12 protein-coding genes and 3 pseudogenes are annotated in these 14,794 nt (G+C 50.8%); 8 read left to right on the top strand and 7 right to left on the bottom strand.

Annotation, left to right across the window (positions count from 1 at the left end; all coding sequences use genetic code 11):
• Window positions 1-151 precede the first annotated feature (151 nt).
• The 4 genes from SM755_RS22090 to SM755_RS22070 form a co-directional block, all read right to left on the bottom strand.
• Window positions 152-430: a hypothetical protein gene (locus SM755_RS22090; RefSeq protein ID WP_323174587.1), complete on the bottom strand. Its 279-nt coding sequence runs from the start codon at window positions 428-430 to the stop codon at window positions 152-154.
• Window positions 427-876, bottom strand: a complete 450-nt coding sequence (locus SM755_RS24570; RefSeq protein ID WP_369335279.1) for a helix-turn-helix domain-containing protein — start codon at window positions 874-876, stop codon at window positions 427-429. The genes SM755_RS22090 and SM755_RS24570 overlap by 4 nt, the downstream gene beginning before the upstream one ends.
• A 420-nt stretch (window positions 877-1,296) precedes the next feature.
• Window positions 1,297-2,769, bottom strand: a complete 1,473-nt coding sequence (locus tag SM755_RS22075) for an amidase (protein WP_323174586.1) — start codon at window positions 2,767-2,769, stop codon at window positions 1,297-1,299.
• A gap of 227 nt (window positions 2,770-2,996) precedes the next feature.
• On the bottom strand, window positions 2,997-3,644 hold the full coding sequence (locus tag SM755_RS22070; protein ID WP_323174585.1) for a helix-turn-helix domain-containing protein: 648 nt from the start codon (window positions 3,642-3,644) through the stop codon (window positions 2,997-2,999).
• Window positions 3,645-3,945: 301 nt separating this feature from the next.
• On the opposite strand from SM755_RS22070, the gene SM755_RS22065 reads away from it, so the two are divergent.
• The 4 genes and pseudogenes from SM755_RS22065 to SM755_RS22050 all read left to right on the top strand — a co-directional run bounded on the left by SM755_RS22065 (window position 3,946) and on the right by SM755_RS22050 (window position 6,051).
• Entirely contained in the window at window positions 3,946-4,176 is a 231-nt protein-coding gene (locus tag SM755_RS22065; RefSeq protein WP_323174584.1) for a hypothetical protein, read from the top strand.
• A gap of 31 nt (window positions 4,177-4,207) precedes the next feature.
• Window positions 4,208-4,374: pseudogene (locus tag SM755_RS22060) on the top strand (IS1595 family transposase); the annotation flags it as partial.
• Between the two features lie 147 nt (window positions 4,375-4,521).
• Window positions 4,522-5,124 (top strand): hypothetical protein, encoded by a 603-nt coding sequence (locus SM755_RS22055; protein WP_323174583.1) that lies wholly within the window; start codon window positions 4,522-4,524, stop codon window positions 5,122-5,124.
• A 72-nt stretch (window positions 5,125-5,196) separates the two neighbouring features.
• The gene (locus SM755_RS22050; RefSeq protein ID WP_323174582.1) at window positions 5,197-6,051 is read left to right on the top strand and encodes a DUF4870 domain-containing protein; all 855 of its coding nucleotides are present in this window, start codon (window positions 5,197-5,199) and stop codon (window positions 6,049-6,051) included.
• A 239-nt stretch (window positions 6,052-6,290) separates the two neighbouring features.
• Here the strand turns inward: SM755_RS22050 and SM755_RS22045 are convergent.
• Window positions 6,291-6,389, bottom strand: a pseudogene (locus SM755_RS22045) (integrase core domain-containing protein); the annotation flags it as partial.
• Between the two features lie 268 nt (window positions 6,390-6,657).
• Here SM755_RS22045 and SM755_RS22040 point away from each other — a divergent pair.
• Window positions 6,658-6,810, top strand: a pseudogene (locus SM755_RS22040) (PadR family transcriptional regulator); the annotation flags it as partial.
• A gap of 86 nt (window positions 6,811-6,896) precedes the next feature.
• Here the strand turns inward: SM755_RS22040 and SM755_RS22035 are convergent.
• Complete coding sequence (locus SM755_RS22035; RefSeq protein ID WP_323174581.1) at window positions 6,897-8,417, bottom strand: aldehyde dehydrogenase family protein; 1,521 nt, start codon at window positions 8,415-8,417, stop codon at window positions 6,897-6,899.
• A gap of 511 nt (window positions 8,418-8,928) precedes the next feature.
• On the opposite strand from SM755_RS22035, the gene SM755_RS22030 reads away from it, so the two are divergent.
• From SM755_RS22030 to SM755_RS22020, 3 genes are all read left to right on the top strand, one after another.
• Window positions 8,929-10,653 carry a Na+/H+ antiporter NhaC family protein gene (locus SM755_RS22030; protein ID WP_323174580.1) on the top strand — a complete coding sequence of 575 codons (1,725 nt, stop codon included), beginning with the start codon at window positions 8,929-8,931 and terminating at the stop codon, window positions 10,651-10,653.
• 144 nt (window positions 10,654-10,797) lie between these two features.
• Complete coding sequence (locus SM755_RS22025) at window positions 10,798-12,183, top strand: aspartate aminotransferase family protein (RefSeq protein WP_323174579.1); 1,386 nt, start codon at window positions 10,798-10,800, stop codon at window positions 12,181-12,183.
• 159 nt (window positions 12,184-12,342) lie between these two features.
• Window positions 12,343-12,843 carry an Lrp/AsnC family transcriptional regulator gene (locus SM755_RS22020; protein ID WP_323174578.1) on the top strand — a complete coding sequence of 167 codons (501 nt, stop codon included), beginning with the start codon at window positions 12,343-12,345 and terminating at the stop codon, window positions 12,841-12,843.
• Between the two features lie 810 nt (window positions 12,844-13,653).
• On the opposite strand, the gene SM755_RS22015 is transcribed toward SM755_RS22020, so the two are convergent.
• The gene (locus tag SM755_RS22015) at window positions 13,654-14,415 is read right to left on the bottom strand and encodes an IclR family transcriptional regulator (protein WP_323174577.1); all 762 of its coding nucleotides are present in this window, start codon (window positions 14,413-14,415) and stop codon (window positions 13,654-13,656) included.
• Window positions 14,416-14,794 lie beyond the last annotated feature (379 nt).

The raw sequence follows: 14,794 nt of genomic DNA, 5'->3' as shown, positions 1-14,794 counted from the left end.
GGACAACCGTGGATTTCGGTTGATCTCTCGTGGTAATTCCGAGACCGGCCAACTGGAACAGCCACTCTACGGCCACTCTGTACGAAGCAGACGGCATGAATCGGTTGTGCGAGTCGATAGCCGCGCGGTCCCGATCGGACCGGTAGTAGCGTTACTGCCCGTAGAGCCCGTAGATCATGACGAGAAAGCCCCCACAGGCGATGAGACTCTCGTAGAGCATTCCCTGGACGCTTGGAACGCCAAAGATGTGATGGAGAATTCCAACTAAAAACGTTCCGATGGTGATGACCATAAGTCCAACTGCGAAGTACTGGAGTCCCTCGATCTGCGTTCGCTGATAGGCTCGGTAGGCTAACAGGGAGACGATACCCCCGAGTACGAGCGCACCGATTTTGGCAATTCCGAGTAGGATTATAATACTATCCGTCATGATTCCTTCTTCATCTCGGACCAGAACGTTGCCATACGATCCTCTGCATCCTCTTTTGGCCGTTCAACGGAGACGGTGAACTCGTCGTCGTCGATGGTGATCGAGATATCCGTGAAATCCCGTTCGTACAACGTGGCATTCGGTCCATCACGACGGACTTCAGTGTATTCTTTGACGAGTGCTGCCTCGCGGAGTCGCTTGAGTTTGCGATACGTCGTCGAACTTGGTAGATCGCAGTCCTTGCAGAGTTCGGTTGCAGATTTTGGCTCGCACAATGCCGTGAGTATCGCTCTGCATTTGCTGTCTTCAAGCGATTGTAGTACTGCTGAAACGGAAGAATCGTCATCCTCCGAAGGTCCCTGAACCATGTCGGTGGCTGTCCGAGTTGCGTTCGACCGTGATGGGATGAGCGAAAGCCGATTTGGGTCGATGAATTCATCAGTCATTTGAATATCGAATTCTCCAGTGCGCCTCGACTCGGAGACGATTACGCTGTCAGTTAGCTCTGTCTTGCGACTCTGTGTGCATAGTGGTATTGGATGTTCCCAGATCGTTGGACTACCAGGCATCCAATACAGAGGTTAGAGTCCGAACGAATGCGCGTCTGATTTCCATCGCTCAGTCCCCAAGCTACATTCTGGGACATTTCGATCGTTGGTTATCTACCTGATCGGTGGCGGTGCGATGTCGTTGCGTGACCTCAAGAGCGCGACGAAGGATATCAACCTGGTCGTCGCCGACTACGACGGCTCCCTGTCTCTTCTTGGTAGGAGAGGTTCTCGGAGTACGAGTCCAGCGATAGTTCGTCGATAGACCCTGCTTCAACGGCGGTTAGCTGAGGATGCTATGCAAGGAACTGATATTAGCTAATCAAGAGAGTTGATATCTGATACGTCTGGGTACGTATCGATCCATGGTTGACTGCGCTCTATGGCCGCACTGGCCGAAAGAATTGTCTCCTCGTCAAACCGGGATGCGACCAGTTGTGCACCGATCGGCAGTCCGTTCTCGGAGAGGCCAGCCGGAACCGACGCAGCTGGATGACCACTAAGGTTTAACGGCCACGTGAGGACCCAATCGAGATACGGATCGATGGATTCTCCATTTATCGCCTCTGGGCCGACGTTTCCTGCCTCGAAAGGTGGACACGCGAGTGTCGGTGTGAGAAGTAAATCGTATTCGTCCAGAACGTCTTGTATGGCGTCATATACCTGCGTACGCACGACATCGGCTTGTTTGAACGCAACAGCGCTATGGTCGTAGCCGTTCTCTATGAGTTCAACCAATTTCGGAGAAACCTTCTCCCGGTGTTCCCCCAGGAAATCGATTCCATCGCTCTTTTTGAGGCTTTCGGCAATCGACGCCAGCGTAGATTCGAAGAGCAGTATTTCAGCATCCCGCATGGCCTCGAATAGAATCGGGAATTCAGGGTCTACTCGGTCGATTGTTGCCCCACCATCACGAAGTGTTGTGGCGACATCGTTCACCTGCTCCTTGACCGCAGGCTCGACCTCGAAGATACCGAAATCGGAACTGTACGCGATAGAAAGATCGTCGATCGGTTGGCGAGTAGCTGGTAGATATTCGCCTTCGTTGTCAGGGATACTGATCGGATCACGTGAATGAACACCAGTGATGATTTCAAGCAGTAGTGCTGAATCCGCTACTGTTCGCGTGATTCCACCGAGAGACATGAACGGAGCAGCCGCTTCGAGGGCGTCCGGTCTCGATGCCTCTGGAACTACTCCTGCCGTCGGTTTGAGACCGTATACACCGCAGGCACTCGCGGGAATTCGTATCGAACCTGCGGCATCAGATCCAAGAGCAATTGGAACGGCTTCAGCCCCTACGGCAGCAGCGCTCCCTCCAGAGGATCCGCCAGCAGTCTTGCTGGGATCGAAGGGATTGCCAGTTGTTCCATACAGCTGATTCGAGGTGTCGGCAGCGTGACCGAACTCGGGACTATTCGTTGACCCAATGACAATCGCCCCCTCGTCTATCAACCGTTGCACGATGACTGATGTCTCCTTGGGAACAGATTCTGCGAATACAGCCGAACCGTTCGTACACGGCATCCCTTCGATATAGGAGTCAAGATCTTTCAGTGCGATTGGGACACCGTGAAGACGACCGAGTGGTTCGCCAGATTGAACGGACTCAGTAGCTTCATCCGCTTTCGCACGGGCTTGCTCTTCGCGAAGTTGTACGAAAGCGTTGATCGACTCATTTGTTTGTTCGATGCGTTCGTAGGCCGCATCAACGGCTTCCGTTGGCGTGATGGCTCCGTGTTCGATTTCCGTTGCGAGTCGTTGTGCGGATAGACTAGTTGGATTGGTCATTGTGTCTAGATCTGTGAGTTGACCTGCAGGGAATCTCGTGTCAGCGATAGAGATGAGTCTGGTTCATGAATGATGCTCTGCGGTGGATTACAAATCGATCTCAATAATCCCCGACCGTTCTGCCCAAATAGTGAAGTAGTTACCATCATGGTTGGCACAGATACTCACAGACAGACCATAATCGAATAGACACCCATTTACTGAGTCAATGTCTTATACGTGGCTGACTACCCGCTGCAAATAGTCCGAATGAGATTCTGCTGACCTCGTCTGAGGCGTGTCGATACTGCCTGAGTAGAGATATCTAACTGATCTGCGACCTCTTCCATCTTCGCCTGACGTGGAATATCGAAGTAACCGAGTTCGAACGCACACACGAGCGTCTCACGCTGTATTTCGGTTACTCCCGACGCTCGATTCTCATTCACAGTCCCGTCTTCTTCATAGAGTTTGTGTAAGCAAAATGGAATACCGCGCTCTTTACAGCCCTCTTGATATCGTATCAGATTATCCCGTGCTGGAAATCGCACCCGCATATCGAACCCTTCTCGCGTTGCCGTCGCATCCAGTACGATTCCATTATTTTCAAACATCAGTGGATAGGGCAGACTGGCTTTCATTTCCTCTATATGAGTGATCGTGTAGAGGCGTCGATCGCCGGTTTGAGCAAGGCACTCGTAATCGCTGACCAGTTCGTGATCGTGGAGACCTCTTTCGAAGGCATCAAAGTCATCACCCCACGCCCATCCGAGGATTTTTCCTCGGTCCTCAGATTCAGGATAGAGTGCTGTATTCCTGAGTTTCATCTCCGGTACCTGATCTAATATTTTGGGCAATATTTGGGTCTGTATCGTGTATTCCACTATGATATTCATGGCACTCTCTTGAAGATGATGAGTTAAAGCTTATTCTGACCACGAGGTAGACGGAGAACAGGAAGCAGCGTTTGTGTCAGGAAGGTGCCCAGGTGGCCCTGTTTGATCCTCAAGCCTGCCGATGATTTCGTCTGCTATCCAGCTGAGACGGTCGCGAACGACTTCGGACTTTCTAATTTCTTGCACGCGTAACCGATAGAGAGAAGACGAGGACGGCGTTCAGAGCGGGCGCTGACTCCGTTTTTCCATCCAGCGAGCGTCGGCTCGGCTGCTCGCGGCGGAGGTCCACGGTGAACGTATCATGGATTCAGTGAGTCAGATCCGCCTCGTTCAAGCCGACGGAACTCCATTCGCCGGCGAGACGGTAGCAGAGGCCCGTCACGACACCGAACGCGGTTGGATCGTGGTCAGTGTCTCGCATAACGGAACTGTTCACACCGACGAACATACCAATATCACGGCCGACGACGTGTTCGTTGCGGGAAGCGACGAGGCAATTCAGGAGTCCAAGCGAACGGTCGCCAACTCGTGACCGCAGGGTGCCGCATTCTTTCAATATTGCACATGGAAACACCTGCGAGAGCTACGGATAACTGCTGCGACCGTGGCCCTCGCCTCATCAAAGCATTGCAAAAGACCACCGTATTTCCGAGCGTTCCAGCTACGTCGCAAGCTCTTGCGAAAACCTGAAAGAATAACATTCACAGAAGCCATCAACGCAACGCTGTAAGATCAGTAACGTGCTACTCAAGAGCGAGTATAAAAACCGAATAGTCCAAGGAATCGATCGTATTCGCCTGCATGAACCGATTTGGTGCCCGCCAAATTCGGATGTGGGTTTAACTCCCCTCCCAATCATGGTGTGATCACTGACACGATGTCCACCCTCCCGCCTTGGATCGAGAACCGGATTGAACATAATCTCGACAAAAAACTCACACAGCGCCACGTCGTCGAGACGATACTCGAAGCCGAGCGGCCGTACTTTTCGGCCGAACAAATTCGCGCTCGAGTTCAGCCGGACGTGAGCAAAGAGACGGTCCGTCTCCGACTGAACGAACTCCGCGAGCGGGACGTCATCGCTGCTGACACGTATCCAGAGTCGATCACGTTGTACTACCTGAACCATCCGGAATCGAACTGGCCGCTCTCACCCGAAGGAAAAGAGGCGCTTGCGTTGGAGACGCCGCTCGAGACCCTCTCAGTCGACGATTTCGTTCACCTCCGAAATCCAGCCGGTATCCGAACGCTAGTGCTTGCGGGCTTTCAGTTGACGCTCGTCCTCTTTGCGATCGGAATCGTTGCGCCGGTTATCCCGATCGATTCACTCGTGGAGAGTACAAACGGGTATTGGGAAGCGGGTGGCAACCTCTTTGTAGTGTGTGTTGTCTTGCTGCTCGCTGAGCGACTGGCGAGAGAGATCCGGACCAAAAGAAGGGCAACGAAGAGCGTTCTTCCCGACAGTATCCGTCCGAAGTAACACCAACGAATCGACCGACAAACCATCTGCTGTCCATCACGGCTACACAACCAGACCGAACACCACGCACCTATGTCCAACGAACACCGATCCACATCGACCGAGACACAAGCACAACCGGGACCGACCCTCCTGACTGAACGAACTCTGAGCGGAATCTTCGTCCATCTATTGGGTCTCGGAACCGGATTTGTTCTTCCAGCGGTCATATACTTGGTTGCAAAACGCGACTTTACGCGAGAAAATGCCCGAAATGCGTTCAACTGGCAGCTACTGTTTACCGGATCGTTCTCCGCTCTGCTGGGGATATTCGCTATTGGACTGGCATTCGACTCGTGGGCCCCTGAGGGCACGATCGTACAACAGATTGGACGCGCGTTTATCCTCGTGTTTGCGGTGGGCTTTTTCGCATTTACGTTTGCGGTGCTGATTAACTTTGCCTGTGGACTGATCGCCATGGCCAAAGCGATATTTGGCAGTGCCTGGTCGTATCCACTCGCACCGGATTTCCTCGGCTGGATCGAGGCAAAAACCGATGGCTCCGTCACCTTCCGGACGGGCCTTATCGGATACGTCACCACGGTACCGATTGTATTCGCGTACCTCCTCTGGAGTGGTTTGGCAGGAGGACCGGAAAGCGGTCTCGGCTTTACCATCGGGTTCGTACTGGTGATATACCTGATCATTACGTCGATAACCACGCCGGCAGTTCTCGTTCGCGATGCACGTGCGAACGACGAATCGGATGCAAATTGGAGGATAAACTGGTTGCTGTATGTTATCTTCCCGCTCGCCATCGCCGCCCTGACGTACGTTCTGGCAGCGATACAGTTTGGGTCAGAAAACCCGTCCGGTGATGCGGTTTACGCCTTTTCAGGAGCCTTCTGGCTCGCGACGATAGTCTATCTAGTCCGACAGCAGTACTGACAGGAAGATGGTTATTTTTGAGGGACTGGTCACCGTCTCGAGGGTAGGACAGCCGTATCGTGGCCGAAAAGTGTAGACAGGTCACTAACGTATTTATCAGTTAGCGGTACTGATCGTAGTCACTTGCTGGGCCCAACGCGTATGGGTCATCGAATCTATCGTACCCACCCCTCCAGAATCGACACGAACGGATCAAGAGAGGCAATGAGGGGCTTATTGAAACCTTCTGTTGGCACTATCTATTTCAGCGCCTCCTCAGCAGGCGTTCGGCCATTGAGTGCTTGGTTCGGCCGGTTGTGGTTGTAATGGTGTCTAAACCGTCTGAGCTAGTGGCGAGCGCAGTCAAATAGCCGCCGGCATCAACGGGAAATGCTGTCTCGTCGTACCGGCCGGTCGTGCCGGCATGCCTGGCGCTGCCGTGGCTCCTTGCGGTCGTACTGAACGCGGGACTGATCCTCCGTGTGGCATAGCGATAGACTCGAAAATCAGAGTCCCACTACTGAATGTTGCTCCAAAAGTCATTTCGGCGCTTTCGCGCTACGAAATGACGCATGTAAATCCACCGCCGAAGTAACTGATAGAACGCCACAATCGACGGCGTTAGAACTGAGTGGATTCCAGCGTGACCTGCTGTTCGTGATTGCGGCCGTTGCCCCCACAAAAGGCACGGTACTGAAAGATGAGCTTCAAGACTAGTACGCGAGTGAGATACATCACGGGCGGCTGTATCCGAATCTCGACACTGTAGTCGTAAAGGGGCCTACCGAGCACCCCATGCTACGGTCCAGACGTTCGGAACTCCCCCATGATTCCGCGATGATGGCTGGCCAGCTGTGATCGTACGACTATAGCTCCGGATTCTTGAGGTCCATGTTAACTGTTTTAGTCTGCGTGTAGTGATCAAGCGTTTCTTCAGCGCACTCACGTCCGATCCCGGAGCGCTTGTAGCCACCGAAGGGGACACCGAGGTCATCACCTGGGTATTTGTTGACCGCGACTAGACCGGCATCGATATCTGAAGCGGCCTGGTGGGCACGGGAAGCATTTTCAGTGATAACATATCCTGCGAGTCCATAGTCGATGTCATTAGCCATTTCAATTGCTTCCTCGTAGTCGGAGAACGTGAGGAGACACTCAACTGGCCCGAAAATCTCCTCTTGTGCAATTCTCATATCATTATCGACGTCATCAAAGATAGTTGGCTCAATAAACCAGCCGTCGTCGAGTTCGGAATCGTCCGGAGAGCTACCGCCGGTAAGCAGGGTTGCGCCTTCTTCTGTACCGAGTTCAATGTAGTCTGTGACTTTCTCGTGCTGGCCTCGGTGTGCGAGAGGTCCCATCATCGTCCCTTCTTCGAGAGGATCTCCGACGGTGTAGTCGGCTGCACGGTCGAGGAACGCCTCTGTGAACTCCGTTTTGATATCCTCGTGAAGGAGAATGCGCGAGGCAGCATCACATGCTTGCCCGGTATTGTAGAAAATTCCGTCTGCGGCTGCTTCAGCAGCAGTTTCGATGTCTGCATCGGGGAAAACGATCATTGGACTCTTCCCCCCGAGTTCAAGCGTAACTGGTGTGATGTTGTCTGCGGCTGCCTTCATGATCGTCTCACCAGTCAGATCTTCACCAGTGAACGCAAGCTTGCGAACGGCCTCGTGTTCGGTAAGTGGCGCACCTGCCTCTTCACCATATCCAGGGACGACGTTCAACACGCCATCGGGAAGAATATCAGCAGAGAGCTGAGCGGCATATAACGCGGTGAGCGGTGTGAGTTCTGCGGGTTTTAGTACAACAGTGTTCCCGGTCGCCAGCGCAGGTGCCACTTTCCAGGCTAGAAGATAGAGCGGGAAGTTCCATGGCGTAATTTGGCCACAGACGCCGTAGGGCTCACGTTGCGTGTACACCAACGAGTCACCGTCAACAGGTATTTGTTTTCCACCGTGTGAGCGCACGATATCTGCGTAATACGAGATGAACGCGATCGCGCCATCAATTTCTGCTTTCGCGTATTCGAGTGGTTTTCCTGTGTCAAGACATTCGAGAAGGCCAAGTGTGTCGCGGTTTGCCGAGAGTTCATCAGCCCACTCATTGAGTAACGCGGAACGTTCGGACGTTTCAAGATCGCTCCATTCACCTTCAAAAGCGGACTGAGCGGCGTCGACAGCAGCAGTAATCTCTTCGTCGGTACACCGTGGGATGTCTGCGATTGGTTCGTCAATCGCTGGATCCGACGTCTGGAACGTCTCGCCAGTAGTTGCCGGTCGTGTTTCACCATCAATCCAAGCACCAAAGGTGATATCCGTTGTTGCCTCGTCGATTGCGCGACGGTGCTTCTGGCGAATATCGCCTTTGAACTCGTCGGTTGTCATACACCATATGACTGTACCCCGCCATTATTAAAATTTATCCATACTTATACAATTTTGTCGTCTTCAGTTCGATCACCATGGTACGATCGAAATTGAGTCCATTGTCTGAGGAAGACATCTACAGGCGGGTCAGTCCGAGTGTCTCAGCATCATTCGGAAGAGTTGAACTCTTCCGTGATGACTAGAGAGTTTTGCTCTCTCGAATCACGTTACCACGAGGCGGTTCACCTACTGGCCACTATTGAGCACGAGTTGAGAGCAAAGATATCTGTTATAATTTGTACTAAATTCTAGATCCTCAATTGCGGAGACGGGATCCTTGTAGACGCGAGTTAAATATCAACTTCTGACCACCATATGTGTGTCCGGCCGATGACATGGCCGACAGCACCCCTCCTCTCCCGCACACAGTAATTGGATTGTATCCAAGTATAATCGATTTTGTCGTCAATAGACTATAATAACTGCGACTCAGTAAATTATATAGTGTATGTTGAGTATATGTTGGACTATGTCTGCCACGGCATACGGTGCATGGTCGCTACTACCACTCATCCTAGCGATCAGTATCGCCATTAAAACTAGAAAAGCGATTATCGGCTTGTTTTTGGGCGTTTGGTCTGGTGGCACTATTTATCGATATTTTGACGGGGTAGAACTTGCCGAAAATGTATTCACCGGGTTAGGGTTGCCATCCTATGAACCCCTCAATATCGCATTGGGGCTCATTATAGCCGGATTCTGGGGTTCCATTGACACCCTTCAATGGATTTCAGAGTCCGTCGGTGAAAGTGTATTCAATATGCAAATCATACTACTCGTTCTGTTTTTGGGTTCCGCCATTGCCATGATCTGGAAGTTGGGAGGGACGCTCGCTGCTGCGGAGAAAGTCACTGAATACGTCGATAGCAAGAGAAAAGCAGGTATAGCAGCGTGGGTAATGGGGATAGGTTTGTTCTTTGATGATTATGCCAACGCAGCAATCGTTGGAACCACTATGAAAGATATCTCAGACGCGCTTAATATGTCTCGTGAGAAACTATCCTATATTGTAGATTCTACAGCAGCTCCAGTCTCCACCATTGCACTGTCTTCGTGGGTTGCTTTTCAAATGTCAATGATCAACACTGGATACGAAGCTACAGAGATCCCTGCTGATGAGATCCCATCATCATTTCTAATATTTATCCAATCAATCCCGTTTAACATGTATTCCATCTTGGCTATATTCATGGTCGGGATTATCGTCCTCACTCAACGCGATTTCGGCGAAATGCTTTCGGCTGAACATCGTGCTCGTGAAACGGGCAAGGTTAATCGGGAGCAGGCAAGTCCGATGCAGGACATAAAAGGTGATCTCGGGGATCCCATCGAAGGAGTACCCAGAATGCTCCGGACATTTTTCGCCCCTGTATTTGTTCTCCTTGGTGTCGTCGTGGTGGGTGCACTTATTACAGGATACGAGCCGGGACGGACACTGCGTCAAATACTGATTAATGCCGACTACGTTTTCACTATCGTAGTTGGGTCATTCGCTATGGTTGCTACTACTTGGTACTACGCATACGTCTACGACTACATGTCTATAGGAGAAAGCGTTGATACTTCTGTGAAGGGGTTTAAGATTATGTTGACTCCACTAACAATTCTTGTGTTGGCTTGGACTATCGGTTCGGTCGTTGAACAGCTAGGAACTGGCGATTATGTCGCAAATTATGCAACGTTGATCCTCACGCCCGAAACACTCCCGATAGTTATTCTTCTGATCGGTTCATTCATGGCCTTTACTATGGGTGATGCGTGGGCAGTCATGGCGATCTTGACACCTATCGCAGTTCCGCTAGCTTGGGAACTCACCGGCGATCACACAATGGTTGCTGTTGTCGTCGGTGCAACTTTTTCAGGAGCCATCTTTGGTGATCACTCCTCACCAGTCGCTCCAACAACAGTACTTGCAGCGACGTTCACCGGAGCTGATCTGATAGACCATGTTCGAACACAGATTTACTACGCTGTCACTGTCGTGGCGGTTTCGACAGCCTTACTCCTTACATGGGGATACGGTGCGCCGATTTGGGGACGTTCAATCTGGGCAGCTATCGCATTGATCCCCGTGGGAATTGTCCTCCTGTACGGTATTGTCTATTTCCTCTCTGAGTGGGACGGAAGGCGGAAGAATATCTCTCCATCTGTTGCCAGTCAAGAATCTCACAATCTGACCGCCGATGACGACTAAAACGCGTTCTGAACCAAGCACGTTCAGGTAGTCCCCTCTATACTGTTCCCCTCTTTAAATGTGGGATAGACAATAGAATTAGCCAATGATTGGATTATAATCAATATGAAGAAGTTTTATTATACATAAGACACAAGTAAGGGCATGGAGTTGGATGACACTGATCACGAGGGATTGTACCGTGAAAACACGCAGGAGAACAAGAAATTCTTCGAGCGTGCGAAAGAGGTAACACCTCTTGGCGTCGAATCCAACGTGCGACATTTCGACCCATATCCGATTTACGTGAAACGAGCGGAGGGCTCGTATGTCTACGATCTCGACGATAACGAATATCTTGACTTCCTGATGGCGCTTGGTCCCAAAATCTTGGGTCACAATCACCCTGCCGTTACTGAAGCAGTCAAAGAGCAGGCAGAAACAGCCGATCTAACTGCCACTCCACAGGTTGTCAGTATCGAACTGATGGAAAAAATCGTCGAACTGGTTCCCAGTATCGAAAAAGTCCGCCTGTCGAATAGCGGTTCAGAAGCTACCATGCACGCGCTCCGCGTGGCCCGATCATATACTGGAAAAGAAAAGATTGCCAAACCAGAAGGTGGCTATGGTGGCGCACACGATTATCTCCTCCAGAGTGTACTCGCCGACGAAGACGCATTGGGAGACGAAAAGCGACCGAATACGGTGTCATACGGCTCAGGTATTCCGGAGGCGGTCAGTGATCTTACGCTCACGTTCCCCTTTAATGATAAGGAGGCAACAGAATCGATCCTCCGAGAACATGCCGATGACTTGGCAGCAGTCATTATCGAGCCGGTCATGTTCTCTGCTGGATGCTTGAAACCTCAAGACGGGTATCACGAGTTCTTGCGGGAACTGACGGACGAATTAGGCATCGTTTTGATATGGGACGAAGTGATGACCGGCTTTCGTCTAGCTCCAGGCGGTGCCCAAGAACGGTTCGGTATTGAACCGGACATGACGACGTTCGCGAAAGCTGTAGGTGGCGGATATCAAATGGCTGGATTCGGCGGAAAAACCGAGATTATGAACGAGATCATCCCACCGGATGAATCCAACGCCCAAAAGAGTTGGGAGACGACGGCGTTCCACGGTGGAACGTATAACGGACATCCCGTCTCAGCGGCAGCCTCACTAAAGACTCTCGAGGTCCTTGAGGAGGAAAATGTCTATGCTGACATCGACAGAAAAGGAGAGATGCTCTTCAAAGGGTTGCAGGATGTTATCGACGATGTCGGGATCCCTGCCCACGTTCAATATATCGGTTCAGCAGGCCAGGTCCTCATGATGGATTCCGAATTAAACAGGTTCCGCGACCTATTCAACGCGAACGGAGACCAGTTCAATGACTGGTTTGTCGAAGCCGCCGCTCGGGGTGTTCTCTTCGGCATTCCACCGCAGGGCGAGCGTTTCTTTACCGCATATAGCCATACCGAAGAAGAGATCGAACACGCCCTTGAGGTAGCAGAAGATGCCTTCAAAGCTGTCAACCACGAATACGACCAATAAAATGGCCTCTGACATCGGGAACGCAAGATTGTAGTGCACGCGGCCGGTTCTACTCTCCGCCTGGACAGGCCACGGTACTTTTGATTGACATCATAATCAAAGAGAGATGAGATTGCCATAACCGTCATTCACGCAAGGATTCGAGATCTAACCAAACCAATGAGCGAGAACGACAATATCACTGAAAAGGACATAGAGATATTAGAAGCTATTGGAGATCTAAAAACATCAAATACGAAGGAACTTCATGAAAAGACTGGAATCCCCAAATCTACAGTACATTATAGAATTAAAAAGATGCATGAAATGGGAGTGTTTAAGAATGATCTGCTAGAGATTGACCTTGGGAAGTTAGGGCTGTCTGTTACGGTTATATCCGAAGTTCAAGCAGAATATTCCGAAGGATACCATGAAACAGTTGGTGATGAATTATCGCAAATTAATGGCGTAGATCAGGTGTATTTCACAATGGGTGATACGGACTTTATAGTCATCTCTCATCTCCAAGATAGCGAACAAGTCGAAGAACTCGTATCCGGATTTGAGCAGATAGATGGTGTCCAAAGAACTAGTTCAAAATTCGTCATTAAAACGATTAAACAGCATGAGTTCACTATAGAGAACTATGACCACTCCTCTCTAGAAAGCCTAATCGGATAAATCAAAATAGTAGATCACATTCGTAATATCGAACCGTCGAATCAAGTGTCTCTTCGTCTCATATGCACCGTCTAGTTCAGGGCCTCTTCGACTGGTAGTTACCCGTCTATCGGTTGATATGATTTGCCAGTCTTCTCGAACACCTGCTGGTAAAACTCGCCAAAAAAGGCCGTCGATACAGTTGCAGTGGCGTCTAACAGGTGGCCGAGATAGGACGATTCCGTTCGCTTTCAAGATCATCTCGAAGACTGGCGAGCCAGGTGGCAGGTGCCAGTCGTCATTCGGAGGCTGATCTCGGTCAGCTCCTGTGTGAATCCTCTACTAGATAGGGGTTGGCATAGATAGTGACGCTATTTCGTACACGCTCCGGAATTCGTCACAGTCCCTGAAACTATGCTCTCGCCACCGAACGCTACTCGAGGGGTGGGCCAACACCCGTGTTGTCGTCCACTACTGTATGGAACAACACGCCATCTCTGCCGAACAGATTGAGTACGAAGGAGTCAAGAAGTACTAGGAGCAGCGTCCTCAGAAGGAGAAGATAGAGCAACGGCGGCAGTATCTGGAGAACGTCTGAGTCTGGGCCCCATAGAACTCCCGTATTTTGAGAAGTTCGCGGAACCGGCCCTAGCGTGAGTAGGAACGATCGTGGGAATATTGGTCGATTTCGTCACTCTCGAAGTGACACTGTCGTCATGGACGGTTACAAATCGGTGTGATTAGCATGGAGGGTGCGTATAGCTGAGGACGAGCTAGACTGCCTCTCGTCGAATACATCGACTCTCTGTCCTCGAACAGAAATTCGAAGGACTAGTATTGAGTTCTGACCTCGATCTCATTTTTCGCATACTCCAGTGTATCGAGGAGAGTAGCGAGGTATGAGGATTGAAATCGGCTTCGAGGGCCGGTGATACCGATTGAGGCGATTACATTTTGTTCATCATCGAGAATCGGGACGGCAATACCCCTCACACCCCGTAAATGCTCTTCGTCATCTAGCGCATATCCTTGCTGACGGATCTTCCGTAGTTCGTTCTCCAGTTCATCCCGGTCCGTGAACGTCCGGTCGGTACCACGAGGAAGCCCATGCTGATCAATGATTTCGGAGCGTTTTGTGGCGGACAAATGCGCAAGAAGGGCTTTGCCAAGCGATGTCCAGTGCATTCGGGTATGGTTTCCGATGGTAATCTCGTCACCGGCAGCCATCTCACCGGCACTACGAGAGAGAATAATTCGGTACCCTCGTTCCTCAACTGCCGCACCGGCAATTTCACCCGTTGTATCTGCCAATTCGGCAACTTTCTCTTCGAGTAACTGGGCCGCTTCAAAGCGTTGTCTAATGGTTCCACCATCGGTTAGAAATCGTAGAGATCGACGATATTGGGAGCCCTCTTTAACAAGATACCCCTGGTTAAGTAACGTATTTAGATGAGTGAATACAGTACTCGTAGAGATATCGGTCTGCTCCGCGATAGCTGAAACTCCAGCAGGTTCTAGCTCATCAAGTGCGCCTAAAATCTCAAACGAAGTCTCAACAGCACTGATCGTTTTCGGTGTGTTACCTCCTGCCATAGCGGCAGGTGCTTTCCCAAGTGGCAAAAACCTTTTTCTACACACTCGATACCATTTCCGACCATATAGGAAATATCAATCTAGCCTGAATACGGGACAGAAGCAAGGTACTTCTCAGAACACCATCCTTGGTATCGATCTGCTATCGCATTTACTGGACTCTATCGCGGTGAAGTTGCAGATCAGGCTTTATCCGGTGTCGTTCCTCCGTGATCGGAAAAACGCCAATAATCATAGATGGCAAATGGTGATGGACATGATTTTTTCGCGTATATCGGAACAGAACATGTTGACTCTCAATAGTGATTTGGCATCGATCCCGAAGCCCTCGGCCGGTTGCGAGTGTTCTGACTAGCTATGACCAATCCGGCACAATTAA

Source organism: Natrialba sp. PRR66, from assembly GCF_034808065.1.
GTDB classification, from domain to species: Archaea; Halobacteriota; Halobacteria; order Halobacteriales; family Natrialbaceae; genus Natrialba; species Natrialba aegyptia.
This window is presented reverse-complemented; position numbering and strand designations above follow the sequence as displayed.

Coding starts and splice junctions, on each gene's coding strand:
- SM755_RS22025 (WP_323174579.1), top strand. CDS start 10,798: ATGGAGTTGGATGACACTGATCACGAGGGATTGTACCGTGAAAACACG.
- SM755_RS22050 (WP_323174582.1), top strand. CDS start 5,197: ATGTCCAACGAACACCGATCCACATCGACCGAGACACAAGCACAACCG.
- SM755_RS22030 (WP_323174580.1), top strand. CDS start 8,929: ATGTCTGCCACGGCATACGGTGCATGGTCGCTACTACCACTCATCCTA.
- SM755_RS22015 (WP_323174577.1), bottom strand. CDS start 14,415: ATGGCAGGAGGTAACACACCGAAAACGATCAGTGCTGTTGAGACTTCG.
- SM755_RS22065 (WP_323174584.1), top strand. CDS start 3,946: ATGGATTCAGTGAGTCAGATCCGCCTCGTTCAAGCCGACGGAACTCCA.
- SM755_RS22055 (WP_323174583.1), top strand. CDS start 4,522: ATGTCCACCCTCCCGCCTTGGATCGAGAACCGGATTGAACATAATCTC.
- SM755_RS22090 (WP_323174587.1), bottom strand. CDS start 430: ATGACGGATAGTATTATAATCCTACTCGGAATTGCCAAAATCGGTGCG.
- SM755_RS22035 (WP_323174581.1), bottom strand. CDS start 8,417: ATGACAACCGACGAGTTCAAAGGCGATATTCGCCAGAAGCACCGTCGC.
- SM755_RS22070 (WP_323174585.1), bottom strand. CDS start 3,644: ATGAATATCATAGTGGAATACACGATACAGACCCAAATATTGCCCAAA.
- SM755_RS22020 (WP_323174578.1), top strand. CDS start 12,343: ATGAGCGAGAACGACAATATCACTGAAAAGGACATAGAGATATTAGAA.
- SM755_RS24570 (WP_369335279.1), bottom strand. CDS start 876: ATGACTGATGAATTCATCGACCCAAATCGGCTTTCGCTCATCCCATCA.
- SM755_RS22075 (WP_323174586.1), bottom strand. CDS start 2,769: ATGACCAATCCAACTAGTCTATCCGCACAACGACTCGCAACGGAAATC.